The sequence below is a fragment of the Kribbella sp. NPDC043289 genome (assembly GCF_056436705.1).
Window position 1 is genome coordinate 2,324,655 of the sequence record NZ_JBWKCB010000001.1, and the last position, 17,393, is coordinate 2,342,047.

Consider the following 17,393-nt stretch of genomic DNA (forward strand, 5'->3'; position numbering starts at 1 on the left):
GATGGGGCCTCAGCTTGCGACCGCGTCGACGGCCTTCTGCAGGCCCTCCGCGGTCAGTTGGTCGGCGGCCAACTGCTTGCCGTTGACGTAGACGGTCGGCGTCCCGGTCACACCCCGGTCGTCGGACGCCTTGCTCACCGACTCCAGCCAGCCCGCGTAGGTGTTGTCCTGCAACGCCTGCTGGAACTTCTGGTCGCCGACGCCGAGCTGCTTGCCGAGCTCGATCAGCTGGTCGGTGGTCCAGGACTTCGAGAAGTCGCCGTACATCTCGTCGGCGAAGCTCAGCGCCTTGCCGTTCGCGGCGGCCGCGGCGAACGCGTTCGCCAGCCGCGGCGAGGCGTCCGGGTTCACGAACTGCAACGGCCAGTACGTCAGCGTCGCCGTACCGTCCTGGACGAGCTTGTCGACGGTGGCGCCGCTTGCCTCCTCGAACTCCGCGCAGTGCGGGCAGCGGAAGTCGAGGTACAGGTCGATGTTCACCTTGGCGCCGGCCTTGCCGACCGTGACGCCCTTGCCGTCCGTACCCGGGCCGGTGATCACCGCCGGCTCGGGGCGGCCGAGCGAGCTCACCTCGACCTTGGAGTGACCGCGGTAGTACTGGACGCCGACCCCGGCGGCGAGCGCCAGGACCAGGACGATCACCACGACGATCCCGGGTGAGATCCGGCGCTTCGGCTGCAGCAGCGGATTCCCGGGGGCATTGGTCTTGCTCACGACGCGGCGACTCCTTGTGCTTCGGATACGACGGCGAACTTGCTCGCCGGGAACAACCACAGCCATCCGGCCAGCGCCAGCAGACCGAGATCGCGGACGATCTCCTGCAGGTACTGCGTCTGGCCGCGCGCGACCTGACCGCCGCCGCCGAAGCAGCCGCAGTCGATCGACAGGCCGCGAGCCCAGGCGGACGAGACCGCGGCGATGAACACGATCAGGAAAACACCTGCGGCCGCGGCCGCGGCGCGGACACCGAAGCCGACGATCAACAGCAACCCGATCGCGATCTCCAGGAACGGCAGGCCCCAGCCGACCGGCTGCACCAGCGCCGACGGGAGCAGTTCGTACGCACGGACCGCCTGCGCGGCCGTCTCCGGATCGGTCACCTTGAGCGCGCCGGCGACCAGCATCACACCGCCGAGCAGCAGCCGCGCTCCGAGCGAGACCCATCCGAACCAGGAGCGACGCTTCACTGGTTCGCCTCGACCAACTTCCCGAAGTCGTGGGACAGATCACCGATCGCGGCGTTCGACAACCAGATGATGGTCGCCTTGTCGTTCTTCCCGAACCCGATCACCTGCGCTCCGTGACCGACCTCGTACCCACCGGAGGGGAGTTTCTGCATCCCTTCCACCGGTACGCCGACCGCCTTGGCTACGTCCTTGATCGACGTCAGCGATCCGGTCAGCCCGGTGAACGCCGGGTCGAAGCGGTCCAGGTACTTGCGGATCACCGGACCCGTGTCACGCGCCGGGTCCGTGGTGATGAACAGCATCTGGATCTGGTCCTGCACCGACTTGTCGAGCTTGGTCAGCGCGGACGCCACGTCGGCCATCACGGTCGGGCACACGTCGGGGCAGTTCGTGTAACCGAAGAACACCAGCGTGACCGGCTTCTTCGTCGACGTCACCAGGTTGAACGGATTCCCGTTCGTGTCCGTCAGGGTTGCCGCGGGCATCGAGTACGGCCGGTCCAGCGTCGCGCCGCGCAACCCGTTCGGGTCCTGGCTGCTGCGGATGATCGCGCCGCCGGGGTTGTCGGGTTTCTCGTCCTTGCCACTGCAGCCCGCGAGGGCGAGCAGAGCCACCGCGGTCAGCAGGAGCACCGCGTTCCTGGTTCGACTCACGGCGGTACTAACGCTCGACGGTGGCGCGAGGTTCCCGGCGGACGCCCGCGGCCAGGTCCTCGGTCAGTGTGCGAACCCCGGCCGGGCCACCGTCGGTAAGGGCCTTGACGAGGGCCGCGCCAACGATCGCCGCGTCCGCGAACGCCACCACGCCGGCCGCCTGGTCACCGTTCGAGATGCCGAGGCCGACGCCGACCGGCACGCCCGTCGCCGCCTTCACCCGGGCGACCAGCGGCGCCGCGAGGTCCGACGGCTTGTCCCGGGCGCCGGTGACACCCATCACAGCGGTCGCGTAGACGAACCCGCGGCAGGCCGCTGTCGTCATCGCGATCCGCTCGTCGGTCGACGACGGCGAGACCAGGAACACCTTGTCCAGGTCGTGTTTGTCCGCGGCCGCGATCCACTCCGCGCCCTCGTCCGGGATCAGGTCGGGCGTGATCAGCCCCGCTCCCCCGACCCCGGCGAAGTCCGCCGCGAAACGGTCCACGCCGTACCGCTCGACCGGGTTCCAGTACGTCATCACGAGCACCGGCACGTCGGAGTACGCCGCGACTTTCTCGACCGTGCTGAGCACGTCGCGGGTCCGCAGGCCGCCGGCGCGCGCGATCTCGGTGGCACGCTGGATGGTGACACCGTCCATCACCGGGTCGCTGTACGGCAGGCCGATCTCGATCACGTCGACGCCGCCGTCGACGAGCGCCTTGATCCCGTCCACGCCACCGTCGTACGTCGGGTAACCGGCCGGCAGGTACCCGACCAGGGCGCCGCGGCCCTCGTCGGTCGCCTTCCGGATCGCCGCGCCGGCCTTGCCCAGGGCAACGAGTTCACTCACCGCCGGCCCCCTTCTCACCCAGGCCGAACCAGCTGGCGGCCGTGTCCATGTCCTTGTCCCCGCGACCGGACAGGTTCACCAGGATAGTTGCCTCAGGCCCCAGTTCCTTGGCGATGTCGAGCGCGCCGGCGACCGCGTGCGCGGACTCGATCGCGGGGATGATGCCCTCGGTCCTCGACAGCAGCCGGAACGCTTCCATCGCCTCGGCGTCGGTGATCGGCCGGTACGACGCCCGCCCGGTCTCCGCCAGCCACGCGTGCTCCGGACCGACGCCCGGGTAGTCCAGCCCGGCCGAGATCGAGTGCGACTCGATCGTCTGCCCGTCCTCGTCCTGCAACAGGAACGACCGCGCACCGTGCAGTACGCCGACCTGGCCGGCGGTGATCGTGGCGGCGTGCCGGCCGGTCTCGAACCCGTCGCCGCCCGGCTCGATGCCGTACAGCAACACGGCTTCGTCGGGGATGAACGCGGTGAACAGGCCGATCGCGTTCGACCCACCGCCGACCGACGCGACCGCGGCGTCCGGCAGCGTGCCGAGCAGTTCGAGGGACTGCTCGCGGGCCTCGTCGCCGATCCCGCGGACGAAGTCGCGCACCATCGCCGGGAACGGGTGCGAACCGGCCGCCGTACCGAGGATGTAGTGCGTTTTGTCCACGCTGGCGACCCAGTCGCGGAGCGCTTCGTTGATCGCGTCCTTCAGAGTCCGGCTGCCGGTCTTGACCGAGATCACCTCGGCGCCGAGCAGCCGCATCCGGGCCACGTTCAGCGCCTGGCGCTCGGTGTCGACCTCGCCCATGTAGACGACGCACTCGAGGCCGAGGTACGCGCAGGCGGTCGCGGTCGCGACGCCGTGCTGGCCGGCGCCGGTCTCGGCGATCACCCGCGGCTTGCCCATCCGCTTGGTGAGCAGCGCCTGGCCGATCGCGTTCCGGATCTTGTGCGCGCCGGTGTGGTTCAGGTCCTCGCGCTTCAGCAGGATCCGCGCGCCGGCCACGTCGGACAGCCGGGTCGCGTCGTACAGCAGGCTCGGGGCGCCGATGTACTCGCGCAGCATCCGCTCGAACTCGTCGGTGAACTCGGCGTCGGCCATGGCGTCCCGCCAGGCCTGGGTCAGTTCGTCGAGCGGCGCGATCAGCGCCTCCGGCATGAACCTGCCGCCGAAACGGCCGAAGTGCCCGAACTGGTCGGGCAGCACAGTAGTCATCCGACAAAACCTTCCAAACCCGGCCCAGACGGCACGGGAGAGTTTCTGCCCCGAGCCGTTTGGACCGGCCGAGGATTACTAGTGGCGCTGCTGGATGGCGGGATGCGATCCGGCGGCGACGAGGTCGGCGACCGAGGCGCGAGGATCGCGGCCGGTCACCAGGGTCTCACCGACGAGGACGACATCGGCCCCGGCGCGCGCGAACTCGATTACATCATGCGGCCCGCGGACACCCGACTCCGCCACCCGGACCAGCTCGGTCGGGATCGTCGGCGCCACCCGCGCGAAGGTGTCCCGGTCGACCTCGAGGGTCTTCAGGTTCCGGTTGTTCACACCGATCAGCTGAGCGCCGGCGTCCACCGCACGCCGGGTCTCCTCCTCGTCGTGCACCTCGACCAGCGGGCACAGGCCGATCGACTGGGCCCGCTCGATCAGCGAGACCAGCGCCTCCTGCTCCAGCGCCGCGGCGATCAGCAGCACCATGTCGGCACCGGCCGCGCGCGCCTCCCAGAGCTGGTACGACGAGACGATGAAGTCCTTGCGCAGCACCGGCACGTCGACGCGGCCGCGGACCGCGCGCAGGTCGTCCAGGCTGCCGTTGAACCGGCGCTCTTCGGTCAGCACCGAAATCGCCGCCGCACCGCCCAGCTCGTACTCCCCGGCCAGCGCGGCCGGGTCGGTGATCTCGGCCAGCTCGCCCTTCGACGGGCTGGACCGCTTCACCTCGGCGATCACCGCGATCCCGTCGCCGCGGAACACCGGCATCGGGTCCTTGGCGTCCGGCTTGCGCTGGGCCTCCAGCTTCAGGTCGTCCAGGCTGACCCGCGCCTGGCGCTCCGCGAGGTCCGCACGGACCCCGGCGAGGATGTCGTCAAGCACAGTCATGTCCGTCCGCCCCTCAGTGGTCGCCGTCGCTCGGAACCCCGAAGCCCAGCAACTGCAGCACCTTGCCGGCCAGCGCACCCAGCACCGCGATGCCGACAGAGATCCAGAACAGCACCCAGTTCGGGCCGAGCACCATCGCGATGGCGCCGAGCGTGAACGCGACCAGCACGATCGCCACCGCGGTCCAAGCCGCCGGGCTGTTGCCGTGCAGATCGTGAGGTGCTTCCTCCTCGATCCGGGCTGTTGTTTGATTGGCCCCTAGAGAGGACACAGAATTGTCCATAGTACGCGCCACTCCTCCTCGTCGTCCCGGTCCTATTGTGGCGGTAGCCCGCCGCGATCAGAGAGTCGGGTCCTCCCCGGCGTCGATCGCCTTCCACTGATCGGCTGGTGAGGCAGCCGGATCACGCTCGTAACGCTGGGTCGCGCGGCGCCAGCGTTGCGCCGTCAGGATCGCGATCAGACCCGCCGCGACCAGGGCGATACCGCCGCCCAGCGCGAACCACGGCGCCGGTCCACCGGTCTGCGTCACCTGGTCGGCGAGCACATCACTGATCTCCGGCCGCAACCGGCTCAGTTCCTCGCTGCTCGGCCGCACCGTCAGCGCGACCACGACCGCGACCACACCCATCACCAGTACGAGGGCGCCCAGCACGCGGCGCAGCGCCGTACCGGCGAGTTTCATCACGACCACGGCCACCACCGACGCGAGCGCCAGCGTCACCGGGGCCTTGGTGATCGTGTAGCCGTTGAAGTGCACCGGCAGCCGGCCGTTGCCCGGGTCGACCGTGACCCAGGTCAGGTACGCCGACAACCCGAGCAGGGCGAGCGCCAGCACGGTGAGGACGTCGACCAACCGCTGCGGTTTGAGCATCAGACGTCCTTGAACGTTCCCGCGACGGCGATCGCGTTCAGCACCGCGGCCGCCTTGGTCCGGCACTCGGCGTCCTCCGACGCCGGGTCGGAGTCGGCGACGATGCCCGCACCCGCCTGTACGTACGCCGTCCCGCCGCGCAGCACCGCGGTCCGGATCGCGATCGCGGTGTCGGCGTCACCCGCGAAGTCGAGGTAGCCGACGACACCGCCGTACACGCCGCGGCGGGTGACCTCGAGCTTGTCGATGATCTCCATCGCGCGCGGTTTCGGGGCCCCGGACAACGTGCCGGCCGGGAACGCCGCGGCGAGCGCGTCGAACGCGGTCCGCCCGGCGGCCAGCCGGCCGGTCACCGTGGACTCCAGGTGCATCACGTGGCTGTAGCGGCGGACGTCCATGAAGTCGACGACCTCGACCGTGCCCGGCGCGCAGACCTTGCCGACGTCGTTGCGGCCGAGGTCGACCAGCATCAGGTGCTCGGCGCGCTCCTTCACGTCCGCGCGCAACTCCTCCTCCAGCGCGTGGTCCTCCTCCGGCGTCGCGCCGCGGCGGCGGGTGCCGGCGATCGGGTGCAGGATCACCTTGTTGTCGGTGACCTTCACCAGCGCTTCCGGGCTGGAGCCGACGATGTCGAACCCGTCCAGGCGGACGAGGTACATGTACGGGCTCGGGTTCGAGCGGCGCAGTACCCGGTAGATGTCCAGGGCCGACGCGGTGGTCGGCAGCTCGAACCGCTGCGAGACGACGATCTGGAACGCCTCGCCGGCCCGGATCTCCTCCTTGGCGTGCTCGACCGCCTCCCGGTACTCCACGCTGGAGCGCTGGCGATGCGGGTCCGGCTCGGCCTGGCGGTCCGCCTGCACGACGTACGACGGGGTGGGTTGCGCGAGGTCGCGCTCCATCGCGTCGAGCCGGCGTACGGCGTCCGCGTAGGCCTCGTCGACGCGGTCGTCGGAGTCGTCCCAGTTGACCGCGTTCGCGATCAGCCAGATCTCGCCGGTCTCGTGGTCGAGCGCGGCCAGGTCGGTGGCGAACAGGAACGTCAGTTCGGGCAGGCCGAGGTCGTCGGTGGTTGTGTCCGGCAACCGCTCCAGGCGGCGAACAGCGTCGTACCCGAGGAAGCCGACCATGCCGCCGGTCAGCGGAGGCAGGTCCGGGAGGCGCGGCGTGTGCAGGATCTCGAGCGTCTCGCGGAGTGCCTGCAGCGGGTCACCGGTCTGCGGCAGCCCGACCGGCGGGTTGCCGGTCCAGATCGCCTCGCCGTCGCGCTCGGTCAGCGTCGCGGCGGACCGGACGCCGATGAACGAGTACCGCGACCAGACGCCGCCGTTCTCGGCCGACTCCAGCAGGAACGTGCCCTCGCGCTCGGCGGCGAGCTTGCCGTACACACCGATCGGCGTCTCCGCGTCGGCCATCAGCCGCCGGGTGACGGGGATGACCCGGCGATCCTTGGCGTACTCGCGGAAGGTCTCCAGCTCCGGAACCGTCACGCCGCCACCTCGATCTCGCCGTGCTCGAAGCAGCTGCGGGTGCCGGTGTGGCAGGCCGGGCCTTCCTGGTCGACGAGCACCAGCAGAGTGTCGGCGTCACAGTCGACGAGGATCTGCTTGACGTGCTGACGATGGCCGCTGGTCTCGCCCTTGACCCAGTACTCCTGCCGGCTGCGCGACCAGAAGGTACTGCGCCCGGTGTCCGCGGTACGGCGTACCGCCTCGGCGTTCATCCAGCCCACCATCAGGACCTCGCGCGTGTCGTACTGCTGCACCACTGCCGGGATCAGACCGGCCGCGTCGAAGGTCAACTCGTCGATGTTCACCGGCCTATTGTCTCCGATGACGACGAGTGCCCCGACCACGGGAGGTCGCAGTGGACCTGAACGCCTACTACGCCGAGAACCGGCGACGCCGGGACCTGGCTCAGCAGGAGTTCGCCGAACGGAGGCACAAATGGCGGTTCGCGCTCTCCGCGGACGCGGCGGCCTGGGCCGACAGCTGGCCGGGTCCGGTCGACGCCGGCAACCTCGGCGCGCTGGTCCGTGACGCCGACGCCGACGGCTTGTTCCTGACCCCGGAGCCCGGCTCGATCCGGACCGCTTTCAGCACCCGCGACCCCGACACCGAGGAGACCACCGGCGAGGGCTTCGGCTTCTGGCCGACCGTAGCGGAGCACCTGATCGTCCAGGCCGGGACCGCGATCGGGTACGACGAGTTGCCCGGGCTCGGCGTACTCGAGGTACTGCGGCGGGTTGTTGACACGTTCACGACCCCGCGGGCGAGCTACCAACAGGCCTGACAGGATGGCGGGATGACGACGAGTGAGGCGCGGGTCGAGGCGGTGCTGACCGAGCAACCGGTGGTGGACGGGCACAATGACCTGCCGATTGCGTTCTACGAGCTGTGTGGGTACGACCTGGACGCCCACGATCTCGCCGGGCCGGTGCCGCAGCTGAACACCGACCTGCCGCGGCTGCGCGCCGGCCACGTCGGTGCCCAGTTCTGGTCCCTGTGGGTGCCGCAGGACGAGCACGCGGTACGGCGTACCTTCGAGCAGCTCGACTTCGTCCGGCGGTTCGTCGAGCGGTTCCCGTCCGAACTGCAGCTCGCGGACTCGGCCGACGACGTGGACGCGGCGCTCAAGGCCGGCCGGATCGCGTCGCTGATGGGCATGGAGGGCGGCCACTCGATCGGTGAGTCGCTCGGCGTGTTGCGGGTGATGCGCAGCCTCGGCGTCCGGTACATGACGCTCACGCACAACAACAACGTGTCCTGGGCGGACTCGGCGACCGACGAGCCGGTGCTCGGCGGGCTCAGCGAGTTCGGCGAGGACGTCGTCCGGGAGATGAACCGGATCGGCATGCTCGTCGACCTCTCGCACGTCTCGGCGGACACCATGCGGCACGCGCTGCGGGTGACGAGCGCACCGGTGATCTTCAGCCACTCGTCGGCGCGCGCGGTCTGCGACGTACCGCGGAACGCGCCCGACGACGTCCTCGAGACGCTGGCCCGCAACGACGGCGTCTGCATGGTCACCTTCGTGCCGTACTTCGTCTCGCAGCGGTACGTCGACTGGGTCGACGGAATGCATGCGCTCGCGAAGGAACACGGGCTGGAGGATCGCGAGCACCGCGAGCAGGTGCAGGCGATGTACGGCGTACCCGAGCCGGCCGTCACGCTCGCGGACGTGGTGGAGCACGTCGAGCACGTCCGCGAGGTGGCCGGCGTCGATCACATCGGCGTGGGTGGCGACTACGACGGCTGCCCGGACTTCCCGGTGGAGCTGCCGGACGTGGCGTCGTACCCGGTGCTGTTCACGGCGCTGGCCGACCGCGGCTGGAGCGACGAGGAACTCGCGAAGCTTGCCGGCGGCAACATCCGCCGGGTGCTCCGGGCCGCGGACGACGCCGCGGTCTGATCTTTCGCGGCCCGGCGTCCTGGTCAGGCGTCGCGGTACTGGGAGCGGATCTCGTCCTGCGGCTCGAGGCCGGCGGCCTGGTACGTCGCGACCGCGCCGACGTTGAACGCCGGCGTGACGGTGTAGATGCTGGACGCGCCGAGCTCCCGCATCGCCCGCGCGCAGGCAAGCACGATCGCCGTACCGTAGCCACGCCCGCGGTGCAGCCGGTGCACGCCCATCGGCTCGATGTACCCGGGCTTGCCCGCGCCGGCCGACCAGACCGTCGCCGCGGCGACCGACTCGCCGATGTCGTTCCGCAGGACCAGGCACTGTGCGTCGTCGTACGGCAGACCGCCCGCCATCGCGAACCAGCGCTCGTTGGTGAAGGTCGACCCGTCGAACGACGCCAGCTGTACGCCGACCCGCTCGTGCGCCTCCTCGGCCCCGATCACGTCGATCCGGACTCCCGGGTCCGGGACCGGGTCGGCGAGGTCGCGGCAGACCGGGATCCACGGCTGGTCCGCGTTCCAGCCGTCCTTGAACAGCAGGTCCTGGACGAGCGCTCCCATCGGCGTCTCGACGAACACCTTGCCGTCGAGCAGGACACCGGCCGCCGGGTCGGACACGTCGGCGACGATCCGCTGCGCGAGCTCCTCGTCGCGCTGCGCGTCCGGCGCGATCGACATCCGCACCCAGTCCGGCTCGTCGAGCATCCCGATCGCGACGATCTCCCCGTCCCGCCGCCAGATCCGCGTCGCGGCCGCCGTCTTCTCGATCCCGAACCGCCAGAACCACCCGAGATCCCCCGGATGCAACTGCAGCGGCACCCCTTCCCGCGTCCAGTCCCGCAACACCTCCACAACATCCCCGAGCTCCCCGACCCCCGCAGTACCCATCTCAATCGCCATACCCCGATCCCACACCATCCCCCCACCACTCCGCACACCGGTTTAGCCCGTCTTTGGGCCCCCACCAACCAAAATCCGCGCCGAAATTTGGTTGGTGGGGACTCAAAGTGCGTTGTCCACAGGGGTGGAGCGGTGCGGGGGTGTGGCGCGCGAGGATGGGGCGATGGATCGGCTCGACGAGGTCACGCGGGAGCGACTGCGCGTCGTGACTCAGCACGCGGTGCCACGAAACGTTCTGCGCGAACTCGGCCTCAGCGACGCAGACCTCCGCCGCCTCGTACGCCGACAGCACCTGCTCCACCGTCACGGTCACTACATCGACGCGCAGGTCGACGAGCTGGTCGCGGTGATCGCTTGTGCGCGGGCGGCGTACCCCGGCTCGGTCGTGAGTCACTTCAGCGCGGCCCGGCTGGCGGGGCTCCGGCTGTGGACCGATCGCCTCCGAAAGGCCGCTCCCCCGGTCGACGCCACCTGGCTGACGCGTGCACCGACCGCCCCACGCAACCAGCGCCGCCCGAACATCGTCGTACGGCGGGCCGGACTGCCGCCCGTGGACGTGTCACGCCAGGGCCAACTCCCGGTCACGAGTATCGCGAGAACCGTTGTCGACCTCGCCCGCGAGCTGCCCTTGCGCGAGGCGATCGTCAGTGTCGACCACGCGCTGCGCAGCGGTACGACGATGACCGAATTGCTCGAGGTCTGCGCGCGCCAGGAGCACTGGCCCGGCATCCAGCGAGCCCGCTCCACGATCGGCTTCGGCGATCCGCTGTCCGAGTCGGTCCTGGAGTCGATCTCGCGGGCCGTGTTCGCGGCGGCCGGCCTGCCCGCGCCGGTGCTTCAGGTCCAGTTCTTCGACGGCTTCACCTGGATGCCCGAACGCGTCGACTTCTGGTGGCCGTCCTTCCGCACGGTCGGCGAGGCCGACGGACTGGCGAAGTACGACGCGGACTCGCCGGCCGAGCGACGGCGCCGGATCCGTCGCAGTCACCGCCGCGACCAGCGCCTCGGAGACCGCGGCGTCGAGCTCGTGCACTTCGGCTGGGAGGACGTGGTCGACCCTCACTCCGACCTGATCGCCCGGCTCCGCGCCGCGTTCGCCCGCGGCGCGTCACGCACAACGAAGCCACCCACGTGGCGCGTCGCTCCGCACACCGTCGCCGACGTCGCGTGACCTTGGGTCCCCACCAACCAGAACCGCTGTAGAAAATTGGTTGGTGGGGGCTCGTAGAGGGGTTTGTGATTTTTCGGGGAGGGCACGGGACGGGCTCAAGTGACAACCGACGGATGGAGTGGCTGTGCTGACCCTGACTGAGAACGCGACGCTGGTGATCAAGAGCATCACTGGGGTCGAGGGCGCGCCGGAGGGAGCCGGTGTGCGGATCTCGCAGGAGAACCCGGCGGATCCGGCACTGGCGGTGACCACGACCGAGGCTCCGCAGCCGGGTGACCAGGTCGTCGAGGAGGCGGGTGCCCGGGTCTTCCTGGAGCAGAACGCCGCGAACGCCCTCGACGACAAGATCCTGGACGCGGCGGTCGACGACAAGGGCGGTGTCGAGTTCCTGCTGGTCCCGCAGCCCGGGGCCGGCCGGGAGAACGGTGCCGCCCCGACCCCCTGACACACGTAGGTGTGTACCGAAGAACGGGTAGTGATCCCTAATCCCGTCCGCCGGCAGGCCGCGCCCAGCGCGGCCTGCGCCGCGGTCGGGCGGGCACTACCCGTTCTTCTGTCCGCACAGCCTGTGGCTGAGTCAGATCGAGCTGCGTTGGGCGATCCAGCTGTCGTGCAGCCGCGTGTACACCCCGCCCGCGCCGACCAGCTCGGCGTGCGGCCCGCGCTCCACGATCTCGCCCTCGTCGAACACCAGCACCTCGTCCGCCGCTTCAGCCGTCGACAAACGGTGCGCGATCGTCACCGACGTACGCCCGGCCATGAGTCGCTCGAGCGCCGCGTTCACCCGTACTTCGGTCCCGGGGTCGACCGCTGAGGTCGCCTCGTCGAGCACCAGGAGATCCGGGTCCGCGATGTTGGCGCGCACCAGCGCGACCAGCTGCCGCTCCCCCGCCGACAGCGACTCGCCGCGCTGACCGACCGGCGACTCCAGTCCGTCCGGCAGTGACTCCAGCCAGTCGGTCAGGCCGAGTGAGCCGAACGCCGTCACGAGTTCCGCGTCGGTGACGTCCGGCCGGCCGAACCGCACGTTGTCCGCGAGCGACGCGTCGAACAGGTACCCGTCCTGCGGCACCATCACGACCCGCTCCCGCAGCGACTCGAACGAGATGTCCTTGGCGTCCACCCCGTCCAGCTTCACCGCCCCGGACGTCGGATCCATCAACCGGGTCAGCAACTTCGCGAACGTCGTCTTCCCCGAGCCTGTCTCGCCGACCACCGCGACCCGCCGGTGCGGCGCGATCCGTACGTCGACATCCCGCAGTACCAGCTCGCCTTCCGGATAGGCGAAGTCCACGTCGGCGAACTCGACCGTGATCGGCCCACGCGGCTGCTTCACGCCCTCGGTCCCCGGGTCCACGACGTCGGCCGGCGTGGCGATCACGCCGAGCACCCGCCGCCAGCCGGCGAACGCGCTCTGTGCGTCGGTCAGCACCTGCGTCGCGATCTGCACCGGGTCCGAGAAAAGCGCGACCAGGAACATGAACGCCAGCAACTCACCCAGCGTCGCCTGCTTGTCCACACCGAGCAGTACGCCGACCGTCAGCACCCCAGCGTTCGCGAGGCCCGCCGCGAGACCTCCGATGGAGAACGTCAGACCGGTGATCGCCTGCGCCTTCGTCGCCGTCCGCCGGTAGTCCTCGATCGACGAGTCGATCCGGCCCTGCGTGCGCTGCTCGATCGCGTACGAACGGACCACCTGCGCGCCGACGACCGGCTCCGCGATCGCCGAGAGCATCTCGCCGACCTTCGCCCGGACGATCCCGTACGCCGCCGACATCGCGCGCTGCAGGTACTTGAGACTCCCGAACAGCGGGACGAAGCAGACCAGCACCACGAGCGCGAGCTGCCAGGAATAGAAGAACATCACGATCGTCGCGAGCAGCATCTGGCCGAGGCTGACCAGGAAGATGAACCCGCCGAACTGCAGGAACTGCGACACGGTGTCGACGTCCGACGTGACCCGGCTGACCAGCGCGCCACGCCGCTCGGTGCTCTGCGTCAGCACCGGCAGGTCGTGCACGTGCCGGAACGCCTTGATCCGCATCGTCGCGAGCCCGTGCTCGGAGTTGACCGCCAGCCGCACGGTCGTCAGGTACGACGCTCCCGCGGTCAGGATCACGCCCAGCGCGCAGACCAGGCACATCCACGCGACGTACGACATGTCCGGGCCGTTCGGACCCGACAGCCCCTTGTCGATCGTCTGCTGCACCGCGATCGGTACGACGATCCGCCCGGCCGTCATGGTCAGCGCCAGGATGCCGGTCAGTACCCACCCGCGGGCCAGCTCGGGTGAGACCTTCAGCCCGTCCTTGAGGGTCTGCAGGCCGCCCGCGTTGTCACCGTGGTCGAGGCGGCTCGCTTCGGCGGCACTCACGCTGATGCTCCTTCGGAATCGAGATCGTCGGCCGACTCGGCCTCTTCCTGGCGGCGCTCGGCGTCCTTCTCGTACGCGTCGACGAGATCGCGGTAGGCAGGAGTGCTTTCCTGCAGCTCGGTGTGCGTGCCGTGCGCCTGGATCCGGCCGTGGTCGAGGAACAGCACCTCGTCGGCCAGCGAGATCGTCGCCTTCCGGTACGCGATCACCAGAACCGTGGTCGCCGCGCCGGCGTCCTCCTGCACCGCGGACCGCAGGCCGGCCAGGATCCGCGCCTCGACCTGCGGGTCCACCGCGCTGGTCGCGTCGTCGAGGATCAGCAGCCGCGGCCGCCGGACCAGGGCCCGGGCCAGCGCAATCCGCTGCCGTTGCCCGCCGGACAGCGTCGTACCGCGCTCGCCGACCTTGGTGTCGAGGCCGTCGGACAGCGACTTCACGAAGCCGTCGCCCTGGGCGATCCGCAGCGCGTCCCAGACGTCGTCGTCGCTGTAGTCGCCGCCGAGCGTGATGTTGCCGCGGATCGTGTCGTCGAACAGGAACGCGGTCTGCGCGACCAGCGCGACGGAACCGGCCAGCTCGTCGCGCGCCAGCTCGCGCAGATCGACCCCGTCCACCTTGACGACGCCGGACTCCGGGTCGACCAGGCGGGTCAGCATCGTGGTCAGCGTCGATTTCCCGGCGCCGGTCGGGCCGACGACCGCGACCGTTCGGCCGGGCTCGACGGTGAAGTCGACACCAGCGAGTACGTCGCGCTCGGGCAGGTACCCGAACCGGACGCCGGCCACCTGCAGCCGGGCCGCCTTCGCCGACGTCAGCTTCGCCTCGCCGTACTCCATGCCGCCCTCGGCGGTCAGCACCCGCTGCACCCGGTCCCAGCCGACGACCGAGCGCGGCAGCTCGCCGAGCACCCAGCCGAGCGCACGGATCGGGAACCCGATCAGCGTGAACAGGAACGCCACCTGGACGACGTCACCCGCGTCCGCGCCGCCGGACCGCACCCGCCCGACGCCGACCAGCAGCACCGCGAGCACCCCGAGCCGGGGCAACCCGTCGATCACCGGGTCGAACATGCCGCGGGCCTTGTTCACCGCGATGTTCGCGTCCCGGAGCGCGTACGTCGGGCCGCGGAAGCGCTCGGTCTCGGCGGCCTCCCGGCCCAGCGTCTTCACCACCAGCGCACCGTCGAACGACTCGTGCGCGACCTCGGAGACGTCGGCGCGGAGCTGCTGCGCGCGGGTCGCGAGCGGCTGCAGGTACCGCTGGAAGATCACGTTCGCGACGAAGACCAGCGGGAACACCAGGCAGCCGACCAGCGCCAGCCAGACGTCGGCGGCGAACATCGCGATGGTCGCGAAGATCAGCATCGCGATCACCCCGATCGCCATCGGCAGCGGCGCGATCACGAACCAGGTGGACTCCACGTCGGCGTTCGCGTTCGACAGCAACATGCCCGTCGAGTGCTGGTGGTGCCACTCCAGCGGGAGCTTCAGGTACTGCCGGGTGACGCGTCGGCGGTACGTCGCCTGCAGCCGGAACTGCATCACGCCGGCCCCGAGCCGCCGGCCGACGACGCCGATCGCGTTCAGGATCGCGATCCCGATGAACAGCGAGATCAGCGTCGCGATCGCGCCGGTGCTGGTGTGACCGCTCTCGAACGCGGGCCGGATGATGTGGTCGGTGGACCAGCCGAGGGCCCAGCCGCCGGCCACGGTCATCCCGCCGTACAGCATGCTGGCGAGCACGGACAGCGCGAAGATGCCCGGCTCCTCCCAGATCGCGACCCGCAGCACCCCGAACCCCCGCCGGGTGACGCTGCCCTTGTCGGGGACTCTCGGGACAGGCAAGACACGCTCCAGGGACAGTCAGGTGCATTCACGAACCACAGACATGACAACGAATGACATTCTGCCTCAACCAACCGACAACTACGATCGGGTATGTGACCGACTACAGCCGGGTAGAACGCCTCGCTCTGTGTGAACTGTTCGATCAAGTCGGACCAGCCGCCCCCACTCTGTGCGAGGGCTGGGACGCCTACGACCTCGCGGTCCATCTGTATGTGCGGGAAGCCGATCCGATGGCCGGCCCCGGGATCATGATCCCCGCGCTCGCCGACACCACCGAGCGGCGGATGAAGCGCGTCAAGGAGCGCTTCGGGTTCGCCGAGGTGGTCGAGAAGGTGCGCAACGGACCGCCCCCGGTCTCGATCTACGCCCTCCCCAAACTCGGCCACCAGCTGAACACCACCGAGTACTTCGTGCACCACGAGGACGTCCGCCGCGCGCAACCGGAGTACGACGTCCGGGAGCTGCCCGCCGAACAGCAGGACGGCCTGTGGAAGGCGGTCCGGCTGGCGGCGAAGACGATGACCCGCAAGTCGCCGACCGGCCTGGTGCTCAGCCGGCCCGACGGTACGTCGTCCGTCGCGAAGCGGCCGAACGAACTCGGCTCGGTGACGGTGACCGGTGAGCCGGCCGAGCTCGTGCTGTTCTGCTTCGGGCGGCAGCAGGTGGCCGACGTCCAGCTGGATGGTGACGCGGAGGCCGTGGAGCAGCTCCGCAACGCCTCATTTGGAGTGTGAACGCCCGCGCCGGGCGCGCTGCACCAAGCCGCTGACCACAGTGGTCAGGATGACCAGCACGATCGCCGCCAGCACGCCCTGCCAGGGCTCGTCGAACAGCGCGTAGCCGAGCAGCCCGATCGCCATGTAGACCGCCGCCCACAGCGACGACGCGATCAGGTCGACCACCGCGAACCGCTCCCACTTGTATCCCGCGAGCCCGGCCGCCAGCAGCACGGGAACCCGGCCGCCCGGGATCAGCCGCGACGTCAGCAGTACGCCGATCTCGTGGTCGGCCAAGCGTTGCCGCAGCGAGTACAGCGAGGCGTTGTCGCGCAACCAGCCGACCCGCTTGGCCAGTCGCTCACCGCCGAAGCGGCACCCGGCGTACACGATCAGGTCGCCCAGGTATGCTCCCGCGGCGCCGGCGATCAGCACCCCGACCAGCCCGATCGGATTGCTGTGCGACGCCAGTACGGCGCCTGCCGACACCGCGGCGCCGGTCGGCAGCACCGGGAGCACCGCTCCGACCAGCACCGCCCCGGCCAGCGCGAACAGGTACCAGAGATCGAACTTGGTATCACCGGTCATGCCGATACCTCGAGCGAATCACCGGGCACCAGAACCTCCACTTTCACCGCGGGATCCACCTCGGCCATCGCGGACCGGAACCTGTCCCCCGGTGGCAGGAACAACTCGGGTTTGATCCAGTCGCACCCGATCGGCCAGAACGTCCCGAAATGTACCGGGATCGCCGTCGACGCCCCGACCCGCCGCACCGCCTCGGTGGCCCGGACCGGATCCAGGTGGCCAGGACCGAGCGACGGCCCCCACCCACCCACCGGCACCAGGGCCAGGTCGACCGGGCCGGCCTCGGCCGCGAGACCGTCGTACAGGTCGGTGTCGCCTGCGAACCAGACGCTCGGCGACCCGTCGATCCGGTACCCGATCGCGGGACCCTCGTACGACGACCAGGGCAGACGGCGGCCGTCGTGGTGCGCGGTGACCGCGGTGACCTCGAGCCCGCCGATCTGCACTCGGTTGCCGGGAGCAACTTCGATGCAGCGGTCCGAGTACGCCGCTCCGCTGTCGGCATGGATCAACTTGGCCGCGCCGCGCGGGACCACCAGCGCGGCGTCCGGCGAGATGAACGGCAGCGAGGTGAGGTGCAGGTGGTCGGCGTGCATGTGGGAGACCAGGACGGCGTCACAGTCCCCCGCCTCCGGCAGCGGCGCCGGACCGCGGCGGCGGCGCAGGTGCGCGATCCGCGCCGTCAGCACCGGGTCCGTCAGCAGTCGCGTGCCGTTCGCCTCAATCGTGGTGGTGGCGTGCCCCCACCAGGTGATCCGCAC

Annotated in this window: 20 protein-coding genes; 5 read left to right on the forward strand and 15 right to left on the reverse strand. The window is 70.1% G+C overall.

Annotated features, from left to right (window positions below; all coding sequences use genetic code 11):
* Positions 1–9: 9 nt before the first annotated feature.
* The 10 genes from AC0662_RS11040 to hisI form a co-directional block, all read right to left on the reverse strand.
* Positions 10–714 (reverse strand): DsbA family protein, encoded by a 705-nt coding sequence (locus AC0662_RS11040; protein ID WP_478299988.1) that lies wholly within the window; start codon positions 712–714, stop codon positions 10–12.
* The gene (locus AC0662_RS11045) at positions 711–1,187 is read right to left on the reverse strand and encodes a MauE/DoxX family redox-associated membrane protein (RefSeq protein WP_452194061.1); all 477 of its coding nucleotides are present in this window, start codon (positions 1,185–1,187) and stop codon (positions 711–713) included. The genes AC0662_RS11040 and AC0662_RS11045 overlap by 4 nt, the downstream gene beginning before the upstream one ends.
* Positions 1,184–1,840 (reverse strand): SCO family protein, encoded by a 657-nt coding sequence (locus tag AC0662_RS11050; protein ID WP_452194063.1) that lies wholly within the window; start codon positions 1,838–1,840, stop codon positions 1,184–1,186. Before AC0662_RS11050 ends, AC0662_RS11045 begins: the two co-directional genes overlap by 4 nt.
* Positions 1,841–1,847: 7 nt before the next feature.
* Positions 1,848–2,672: a tryptophan synthase subunit alpha gene (gene trpA / locus AC0662_RS11055; protein WP_452194065.1), complete on the reverse strand. Its 825-nt coding sequence runs from the start codon at positions 2,670–2,672 to the stop codon at positions 1,848–1,850.
* Positions 2,665–3,876, reverse strand: a complete 1,212-nt coding sequence (gene trpB / locus AC0662_RS11060; RefSeq protein ID WP_478299992.1) for a tryptophan synthase subunit beta — start codon at positions 3,874–3,876, stop codon at positions 2,665–2,667. Before trpB ends, trpA begins: the two co-directional genes overlap by 8 nt.
* 78 nt (positions 3,877–3,954) lie before the next feature.
* Positions 3,955–4,761 (reverse strand): indole-3-glycerol phosphate synthase TrpC, encoded by an 807-nt coding sequence (gene trpC, locus AC0662_RS11065; protein ID WP_452194069.1) that lies wholly within the window; start codon positions 4,759–4,761, stop codon positions 3,955–3,957.
* Positions 4,762–4,774: 13 nt separating this feature from the next.
* Complete coding sequence (locus AC0662_RS11070; RefSeq protein WP_452194071.1) at positions 4,775–5,044, reverse strand: HGxxPAAW family protein; 270 nt, start codon at positions 5,042–5,044, stop codon at positions 4,775–4,777.
* Positions 5,045–5,101: 57 nt separating this feature from the next.
* Positions 5,102–5,635, reverse strand: coding sequence for a Trp biosynthesis-associated membrane protein (locus AC0662_RS11075; protein ID WP_452194073.1), 534 nt, complete (start codon positions 5,633–5,635; stop codon positions 5,102–5,104).
* Positions 5,635–7,125, reverse strand: coding sequence for an anthranilate synthase component I (locus AC0662_RS11080; RefSeq protein WP_452194074.1), 1,491 nt, complete (start codon positions 7,123–7,125; stop codon positions 5,635–5,637). The genes AC0662_RS11075 and AC0662_RS11080 overlap by 1 nt, the downstream gene beginning before the upstream one ends.
* On the reverse strand, positions 7,122–7,451 hold the full coding sequence (gene hisI / locus AC0662_RS11085) for a phosphoribosyl-AMP cyclohydrolase (RefSeq protein WP_452194075.1): 330 nt from the start codon (positions 7,449–7,451) through the stop codon (positions 7,122–7,124). The genes AC0662_RS11080 and hisI overlap by 4 nt, the downstream gene beginning before the upstream one ends.
* A gap of 50 nt (positions 7,452–7,501) precedes the next feature.
* Here hisI and AC0662_RS11090 point away from each other — a divergent pair, with 50 nt between their 5' ends.
* Together AC0662_RS11090 and AC0662_RS11095 are read left to right on the forward strand one after the other, a co-directional pair.
* A complete protein-coding gene (locus AC0662_RS11090) occupies positions 7,502–7,927 on the forward strand; it encodes a hypothetical protein (RefSeq protein ID WP_452194077.1) in 426 nt (141 codons plus the stop codon).
* 12 nt (positions 7,928–7,939) lie between these two features.
* Positions 7,940–9,046 (forward strand): dipeptidase, encoded by a 1,107-nt coding sequence (locus AC0662_RS11095; protein WP_478299996.1) that lies wholly within the window; start codon positions 7,940–7,942, stop codon positions 9,044–9,046.
* A 23-nt stretch (positions 9,047–9,069) separates the two neighbouring features.
* Here the strand turns inward: AC0662_RS11095 and AC0662_RS11100 are convergent, their stop codons facing one another.
* Positions 9,070–9,936 (reverse strand): GNAT family N-acetyltransferase, encoded by an 867-nt coding sequence (locus AC0662_RS11100; protein ID WP_452194081.1) that lies wholly within the window; start codon positions 9,934–9,936, stop codon positions 9,070–9,072.
* Between the two features lie 163 nt (positions 9,937–10,099).
* Between AC0662_RS11100 and AC0662_RS11105 the strand changes: the two genes are divergently transcribed.
* A complete protein-coding gene (locus tag AC0662_RS11105; protein ID WP_478299998.1) occupies positions 10,100–11,107 on the forward strand; it encodes a hypothetical protein in 1,008 nt (335 codons plus the stop codon).
* Between the two features lie 124 nt (positions 11,108–11,231).
* Entirely contained in the window at positions 11,232–11,552 is a 321-nt protein-coding gene (locus tag AC0662_RS11110) for a Fe-S cluster assembly protein HesB (RefSeq protein ID WP_387773337.1), read from the forward strand.
* 132 nt (positions 11,553–11,684) lie between these two features.
* Here the strand turns inward: AC0662_RS11110 and AC0662_RS11115 are convergent, their stop codons facing one another.
* On the reverse strand, positions 11,685–13,481 hold the full coding sequence (locus AC0662_RS11115) for an ABC transporter ATP-binding protein (protein WP_452194083.1): 1,797 nt from the start codon (positions 13,479–13,481) through the stop codon (positions 11,685–11,687).
* Positions 13,478–15,325: an ABC transporter ATP-binding protein gene (locus AC0662_RS11120; protein ID WP_452194085.1), complete on the reverse strand. Its 1,848-nt coding sequence runs from the start codon at positions 15,323–15,325 to the stop codon at positions 13,478–13,480. The genes AC0662_RS11115 and AC0662_RS11120 overlap by 4 nt, the downstream gene beginning before the upstream one ends.
* Positions 15,326–15,420: 95 nt before the next feature.
* Between AC0662_RS11120 and AC0662_RS11125 the strand changes: the two genes are divergently transcribed.
* Positions 15,421–16,062 carry a TIGR03085 family metal-binding protein gene (locus tag AC0662_RS11125; protein ID WP_478300001.1) on the forward strand — a complete coding sequence of 214 codons (642 nt, stop codon included), beginning with the start codon at positions 15,421–15,423 and terminating at the stop codon, positions 16,060–16,062.
* Here AC0662_RS11125 and AC0662_RS11130 read toward each other — a convergent pair.
* Together AC0662_RS11130 and AC0662_RS11135 are read right to left on the reverse strand one after the other, a co-directional pair.
* On the reverse strand, positions 16,048–16,632 hold the full coding sequence (locus AC0662_RS11130) for a DedA family protein (protein WP_452194088.1): 585 nt from the start codon (positions 16,630–16,632) through the stop codon (positions 16,048–16,050). The genes AC0662_RS11125 and AC0662_RS11130 overlap by 15 nt on opposite strands.
* Positions 16,629–17,393, reverse strand: coding sequence for an MBL fold metallo-hydrolase (locus tag AC0662_RS11135; RefSeq protein WP_452194090.1), 765 nt, complete (start codon positions 17,391–17,393; stop codon positions 16,629–16,631). The genes AC0662_RS11130 and AC0662_RS11135 overlap by 4 nt, the downstream gene beginning before the upstream one ends.

Coding starts and splice junctions, on each gene's coding strand:
- AC0662_RS11075 (WP_452194073.1), bottom strand. CDS start 5,635: ATGCTCAAACCGCAGCGGTTGGTCGACGTCCTCACCGTGCTGGCGCTC.
- AC0662_RS11070 (WP_452194071.1), bottom strand. CDS start 5,044: ATGGACAATTCTGTGTCCTCTCTAGGGGCCAATCAAACAACAGCCCGG.
- AC0662_RS11130 (WP_452194088.1), bottom strand. CDS start 16,632: ATGACCGGTGATACCAAGTTCGATCTCTGGTACCTGTTCGCGCTGGCC.
- trpB (WP_478299992.1), bottom strand. CDS start 3,876: ATGACTACTGTGCTGCCCGACCAGTTCGGGCACTTCGGCCGTTTCGGC.
- AC0662_RS11100 (WP_452194081.1), bottom strand. CDS start 9,936: ATGGCGATTGAGATGGGTACTGCGGGGGTCGGGGAGCTCGGGGATGTT.
- AC0662_RS11095 (WP_478299996.1), top strand. CDS start 7,940: ATGACGACGAGTGAGGCGCGGGTCGAGGCGGTGCTGACCGAGCAACCG.
- trpC (WP_452194069.1), bottom strand. CDS start 4,761: ATGACTGTGCTTGACGACATCCTCGCCGGGGTCCGTGCGGACCTCGCG.
- AC0662_RS11105 (WP_478299998.1), top strand. CDS start 10,100: ATGGATCGGCTCGACGAGGTCACGCGGGAGCGACTGCGCGTCGTGACT.